5 protein-coding genes are annotated in these 6,222 nt (G+C 71.9%); all 5 read right to left on the reverse strand.

Annotation, left to right across the window (positions count from 1 at the left end; translation table 11 throughout):
- Window positions 1-678: hypothetical protein (locus tag OZN99_RS23035; protein ID WP_270937600.1), on the reverse strand; the 678-nt coding region annotated here is incomplete at its 3' end.
- A 91-nt stretch (window positions 679-769) separates the two neighbouring features.
- Window positions 770-1,840 (reverse strand): ABC transporter ATP-binding protein, encoded by a 1,071-nt coding sequence (locus tag OZN99_RS23040; RefSeq protein ID WP_270937601.1) that lies wholly within the window; start codon window positions 1,838-1,840, stop codon window positions 770-772.
- Window positions 1,840-4,056 carry an ABC transporter permease gene (locus OZN99_RS23045; protein WP_270937602.1) on the reverse strand — a complete coding sequence of 739 codons (2,217 nt, stop codon included), beginning with the start codon at window positions 4,054-4,056 and terminating at the stop codon, window positions 1,840-1,842. The genes OZN99_RS23040 and OZN99_RS23045 overlap by 1 nt, the downstream gene beginning before the upstream one ends.
- 10 nt (window positions 4,057-4,066) lie before the next feature.
- Complete coding sequence (locus OZN99_RS23050; protein ID WP_270937603.1) at window positions 4,067-5,092, reverse strand: ABC transporter substrate-binding protein; 1,026 nt, start codon at window positions 5,090-5,092, stop codon at window positions 4,067-4,069.
- Window positions 5,089-6,111 (reverse strand): ABC transporter substrate-binding protein, encoded by a 1,023-nt coding sequence (locus OZN99_RS23055; RefSeq protein WP_270937604.1) that lies wholly within the window; start codon window positions 6,109-6,111, stop codon window positions 5,089-5,091. The genes OZN99_RS23050 and OZN99_RS23055 overlap by 4 nt, the downstream gene beginning before the upstream one ends.
- Window positions 6,112-6,222: the final 111 nt, after the last annotated feature.

Genomic DNA, 6,222 nt, shown 5'->3' on the forward strand with positions numbered 1-6,222 from the left:
CAGCAGGCAGCCGGCCAGCACCGTCGCCGCGCGCAGCAGCCCGGCGCGCCCCGCGCCCGCCGCCACCCAGGCCCAGGCCGGCACCACGCCGCCGGCCAGCACGGCGGAAGGCAGGTGCGTCAGCACCAGCAACGCGAAGGCAGCCGCGACCCAGGGTGCCGGCCTTCGCGTCTCCGCCGCGATGAGCGTCAGAAGCAGGAAGCAGGTCCCGGCAAGCTCCGCATAGGGGAAGCCGACCAGCGGCTCGACCAGCATGTCGTGCACGTGCAGCGAGAACAGCGCCGTGCCCGCCAGCGCTGCCAGCCGCCCGACATGGCGCCGCAGCCAGACATAGGCCAGCGCCGCGGCGCCGACGCGCCACAGCATCGCGGCCAGCACCAGCGCATCCGCCGCCTCCAGCCGCAGCGCGCGCTGCAGCCCGGCTGCGACCCAGTAGGCCAGCGGCGGGTAGAACAGGAAGGCGGGGCTGCCGAAGCCACGGTTGCCCTCGAACAGCCAGCGCGGCCACCAGCTTCCCTGCGCCATCTCGGCGCCGAAGCCGTTCAGCCACAGCAGCGCCACGTCCGCATCCTGCCCGCTGCTCGCGAAGCTTTCCGGCAGGCCCGACACCCAGAGCGGCCCGATCGCCGCGGCGAGCGTGACCGCTACCAGCAGGGGCGTGGCGATCGGCGTCCTCATCGCCGCTGCGTGGCAGAGCCGGCAGCCGGCGGCCAATGACGCCTGCGTGCCGCCCGGGAAGTTCAGCGCGGCCGGAACGCGTCGCCTGCCGTCAAGGACGGACGAGGACGACGCCCTCCGGGTCCAGCCGCACGCCCACCGGCTCTCCGGGCGCGCGACGCACCAGGCGGTCCGGCGCCATCGCGAACAGCTCGCCCACCGGCGTCGCCAGGTAGTATTCGCTGTGGGATCCCATGTAGGTCGCCCGCGAGACCGTGGCGGGCAGCACGCCCGCCTCGCCCGCCGCAACGATGCGGATCGCCTCCGGCCGCACCACCACGTCGGCCGGGCCGGCGGCCAGGCCGCGATGCGGCAGCACGATTCGCAGCGCGTCCAGCGCCACCTGCGCCGCGCCATCGGCGATGCCCTCGATCACGCCGCGGATGTGGTTCGCCTCGCCCATGAAGGTCGCGACGAAGACCGAGTTCGGCTGGGTGTAGAGCTCCGCCGGCGTGCCGGCCTGCGCGATCTCCGCATTGCGCATCACCACGATGGTGTCGGAGACCGCCAGCGCCTCCGACTGGTCGTGCGTGACATAGACGACCGTCAGGCCGAGCCGCTGCTGCAGCGCGCGGATTTCCTCCCGCATCGAGCGCCGCAGCCGCGCATCGAGGTTGGAGAGCGGCTCATCGAACAGCAGCACCTCCGGCTCCAGCACCAGCGCGCGCGCCACCGCCACGCGCTGCTGTTGCCCGCCCGAGAGTTCCGAGGGCAGGCGCCCGCCCAGCCCCTTCAGCCCCACCGTCTCCAGCGCGGCTTCCGCCCTGGCGTGCGCGTCGCGCTTGCGCTGGCCGGAGGAGACGAGGCCATAGGCCACGTTGTCCAGCACGCTCATATGCGGGAACAGCGCATAGGACTGGAACACCATGGAGACGTTGCGCTCGCCCGCCGGCAGCAGCGTGACGTCCCGGCCGCCGATGAAGAGGCGGCCCTCCGTCGCCTGCTCCAGCCCCGCGATCAGGCGCAGCAGCGTGGTCTTGCCGCAGCCCGAGGGGCCGAGCAGGGTCACCAGCGTGCCGCCCTTGATGACGAGGTCGATCGGCTTCAGCGCCTGCACCTGGCCGTAGCGCTTGCCGACGGCTTCCAGCCGGACCTCGGCGCCGCTGAGCTTGGCGGGAATCATCAGGCGCGGCCTCCGACGGGCAGGACGGCGGGCGCCGCCGCGGCGCGGCGCCCCAGCTTGCGGCGGCCGACGGCCAGGTTGATCAGGCCGATCGCCGACATCATCAGCACGATCAGCACCGCGCAGTAGGCGATCGCCAGGCCGTAGTCGCCGTTGATCACGCGGTTGATGATGAACACCGTCGCCATCTCGTACTCCGCCGAGACCAGGAAGATCACCGCCGAGACGGTCGTCATGGCGCGCACGAAGGAATAGACCAGCGCCGTGACGATGGCCGGCTTCAGCAGCGGCAGCACCACCGTGGTCAGCGCGCGGAAGGTGGAGGCGCGCAGCGTGATCGCGGCCTCGTCCAGGCTCTTGTCCAGCTGGCTCATCGCCGCGACGCCGCTGCGCACGCCGACCGGCAGGTTCCGGAACACGAAGCAGGCGATCAGGATCATCGCCGTGCCGGTGATCTCCAGCGGCGGGATGTTGTAGGTCAGAATGTAGGCCACGCCGATCACCGTGCCGGGCACGGCGAAGGTCAGCATCAGGCTGAACTCCAGCGCGGTGCGGCCGGCGAAGCGCTGCCGCGTCAGCACCCAGGCCGCCAGCAGCCCGATGCCGGCGGTGATCGGCGCCGCGATGGCGGCCAGCTCGATGGTGGTGGACAGCGAATGCCACGCCCCGCCCGAGAACAGGATGCGGCCGTCCGCCGCCCATTCGATCGCGAAGGCGCGCCGGAAGTGGGAGAGCGTCGGCGTCCAGTCGCGCCCCCACACCCGCACGAAGGCGCCGGCCAGCGCCATGCAGTAGACGGTCATCGTCAGGATCGCCCATGGAATGGCGACGGCGAAGGCGACGACCTTCACCGGCTTCGGCAGCGTCTGCTGCAGCCCCGCATCGCCCTTGCCCGTCACCGAGACGTAGGACCGCCGCCCCACCACCGCGCGCTGCAGCAGGAAGGCGCAGAGCCCGACCACCAGCATGATGCCCGCCAGCACCGCGGCGCGGCCGAAATCCTGCTGCGCGCCGACGACGGCGAAGAAGATCTCGGTGGACAGCACGCCATAGGACCCGCCCAGCACGATCGGGTTGCCGAAATCGGCCAGCGATTCGACGAAGACCACGAGCCAGGCATTCGCCAGCCCCGGGATCATCAGCGGCAGCGTCACCGCGCGGAACGTGCGCATCTTGGAAGCGCGCAGCGTCTGCGACGCCTCCTCCATGCTCGGCGAGATGCCCTCCACCACGCCGATCAGCACCAGGAAGGCGGTGGGCGTGAAGGAGAAGACCTGCGCCAGGAACACGCCGTCGAAGCCGTAGATCCAGCGGCCGAGCTGCACGCCCGTGGTCGCCTCGACGATCTGGTTCACCACGCCGGACCGGCCGAAGATCAGGATCAGGCCGAGCCCGATGACGAAGGGCGGCGTGATGATCGGCAGCACCGTCAGCAGCCGCATCGCGCGCTTGGCCGGGAACGCCGTGCGCGTGACGATCAGCGCGAAGCACAGGCCGAGGATGGTGGCGGCCGTCGCGGTGCTGGTCGCCAGCGCCAGGGTGTTCCAGAACACCCCGCAATTCACCGGGCCGCCGAGGCAGGCGAGACCCCAGATCTTCCCGTCGAACAGCCGGTCCGCCATGGCGGCCGCCACGCCGAGATCGCCGCGCGGCGTGAACATCTGGCTCAGCATCGTCAGCACCGGCCAGGCGGTAAAGACGAGGATGGATGCCACCAGCAGCCCGACCGCGCCGGAGACGAAGCGGTCCCCCTTGAACAGGCCGCGCAGCGCCAGCCCGTCGGTGAACAGCACCAGGCAGCCCAGGAACGCCATGCAGCCGCCGAGGCCGATGCCGAACTGCCGGTCGCCCAGCTCCCCGAAGCTCGCCTCCAGCCACGGCCAGGACCAGCCCTGCACGCCGATGGCCATGCCCTGCGCGACGATGGCGGCCAGCCCGAGACCGCCGCCGGCCAGCAGGAAGGCGGCGCGCCGCGCCGCCGGGCCCGCCGGGAGCGCACCGGGCAGCGCCAGCGCGATGGCGCCGATCACCGGCCAGAACCAGAACCGCCCATGCGCCAGCGCCTGCCACAGCGCGGAAGCGGCTTCCGGATCCTCCAGCCCGAAGGCGACGAGGCCGGTCAGCGTCAGCCCGTCCTGCTGCATGTGCCAGGGCACGACCACCGCCCCGATAGCGGCCATCAGCCAGAAGAACAGCGAGGAGCCCGCGAACATCATCGCGCCCTCCTCATCGGGGAAGCGCGCCGACCTCGCGGTCCCAGCGCGCCAGCAGGCGGCGCCGCTCCGCGCTGGAACCGAAGCGAGCGTTGTCGTAGTCGATGATGCGCGCGGTCGCCATGTTGGGCGCGCCGTCCGTCAGCGGCACGTTGCGGTTCGCCATGGTCTGCAGCTTCTTCGCTTCCTGGCTGGCGGCCAGCTGCGCCTCGGCGCTCAGCGCCCAGTGGTAGAAGCGCTGCGCATTGGCCAGGTTGCGCGCGCCACGGATGATCGACATGGAGCCGATCTCGTAGCCCGTGCCTTCGCAGGGGACCGCATGGCCCACCGGGAAGCCCGCTGCCGCCTCCTCTGCCGCGTTGTGCACGAAGGAGATGGAGAGCGCCGTCTCGCCGCGCGCCACCGCGGTGATCGGCGCGGTGCCGCTGCGCGGATAGGCGTTGATCGAACCATGCAGGCGCTTCAGGTAGTCGAAGGCCGGGTCCTCGCCCATCATCTGCACCAGCGTCGCGATGACGATGTAGGCGGTGCCCGAGCTGTTCGGGTTCGCCATCTGGATCTCGCCGCGGTAGGCGGGGTTCAGCAGGTCGGCCCAGCAGCGCGGCGCGGGCAGGTTGCGGCGCGCGATCAGCTCCGTGTTGAAGCCGAAGCCGAGGACGGAGGCATAGACGCCGACCGTCCGCCCCTGCGTCTGGCGCCACTGCGCCTGCGCCCAGTCGTGCAGCTCCGCGATGCGCGGGCTGTCGTAAGGCTGGGTCAGCCCTTCCTCGCCCGCCGCCACATGCGGATCGCCGGTGCCGCCCCACCACACGTCGCCGCGCGGGTTGCGCGCCTCCGCGCGGATCGCCGCCAGCATCTCCCCGGTGGAGCGCTGGTTGAGGATCACGCGGATCCCCGTCTCGCGCTCGAAGCCGCGCGCGATCGGGTTGCACCACTCGATGGTGGCGGAGCAGTAGAGGTTCAGCTGCCCTCCCGCCTGCCCTTGCGCCGCCACCGGCAGCGGCAGCAGCAACGCGCCGAGCGCGAGCGCGCGCCTCATCGCGGCAGCGACCCGATCTCGCGGTCCCAGCGCGCCAGGATACGGCGGCGCACCTCGGCGTCGCCGAACCGGGCGAAGTCGTAGTCGACGAGCCGGATGCGCGAGAGATCCGGGATGCGCGGATCCGTCGCGGCGCCGCGATGCGCGGGCACGTGCCACTGGTTCACGCGGGGGCCGATGTCCATCGCGGCGGCGGTCAGGTACCAGTCCACGAAGCGCCGCGCCTGCGCCAGGTTGCGCGCGCCGCGGATGATGGACAGGCAGGCGACCTCGTAGCTGGTGCCTTCCGTGGGATAGGTGATGTCGATGGGGAAGCCGGCCTGCTGCATGGAGGCGACTTCCATGTTGAAGCTGACCGCCAGCGCCGTCTCGCCGCGCGCCACCGCCTGCATCGGCGCCGCGCCGCTGCGGGTATAGGCGTTCACGTTGGCGTTCAGGCGGCGCAGGTAGTCGAAGGCGCGATCCTCGTCCCACAGCTGCACCAGCCCGGCGATGATCGTATAGGCGGTGCCGGAGCTGTTCGGGTTGGGCAGCTGGACCTCGCCGCGATAGGCGGGGTTCAGCAGGTCCTCCCAGCTGCGCGGGATGGGCAGGTTCTTCCGCCGCATCAGCTCGGTGTTCCAGGCGATGCCGATCGCGCCCGAGGACACGCCGACGCAGTTCTGCTGCGCCGCGCGGTGCGCCGCCACCGCCCAGTCGTGCAGCTGCGCCATGTTGGGCGAGGTGTAGGTCTGCAGCAGGTTGCGCTGCGCCGCGGTGATGTGGGTCTCGGCGCTGCCGCCGAACCACACGTCGGTGCGCGGGTTCTGCGCCTCCGCGGTGACCTGAGCCAGGATCTCGCCGGCCGACTTGCGCGTCATGTTCACGCGGATGCCGGTGTCGCGCTGGAAGGCCGCCGCGATCGCCTCGCACCAGTCGGCGGCCGGCGCACAGAGCATGTTGAGGCTGCCCTGCGCCGCGGCGGGCGGGGCGGACAGCGCTAGGACGAACCCTGCGGCGGCGAGCAGGCGGCGGAACATGGCGGCGATCCCTGGGCGTGGGGGAGGCGGGCCGGCGACGCGCCGGCCCGTGACGACGGATGCCCGCGCCACCGGCGCGGGCCGGGCCTCAGCGCGGCAGCGCGCCGACCT

Source organism: Falsiroseomonas oryzae, from assembly GCF_027856955.1.
Lineage (GTDB): Bacteria > Pseudomonadota > Alphaproteobacteria > Acetobacterales > Acetobacteraceae > Falsiroseomonas > Falsiroseomonas oryzae.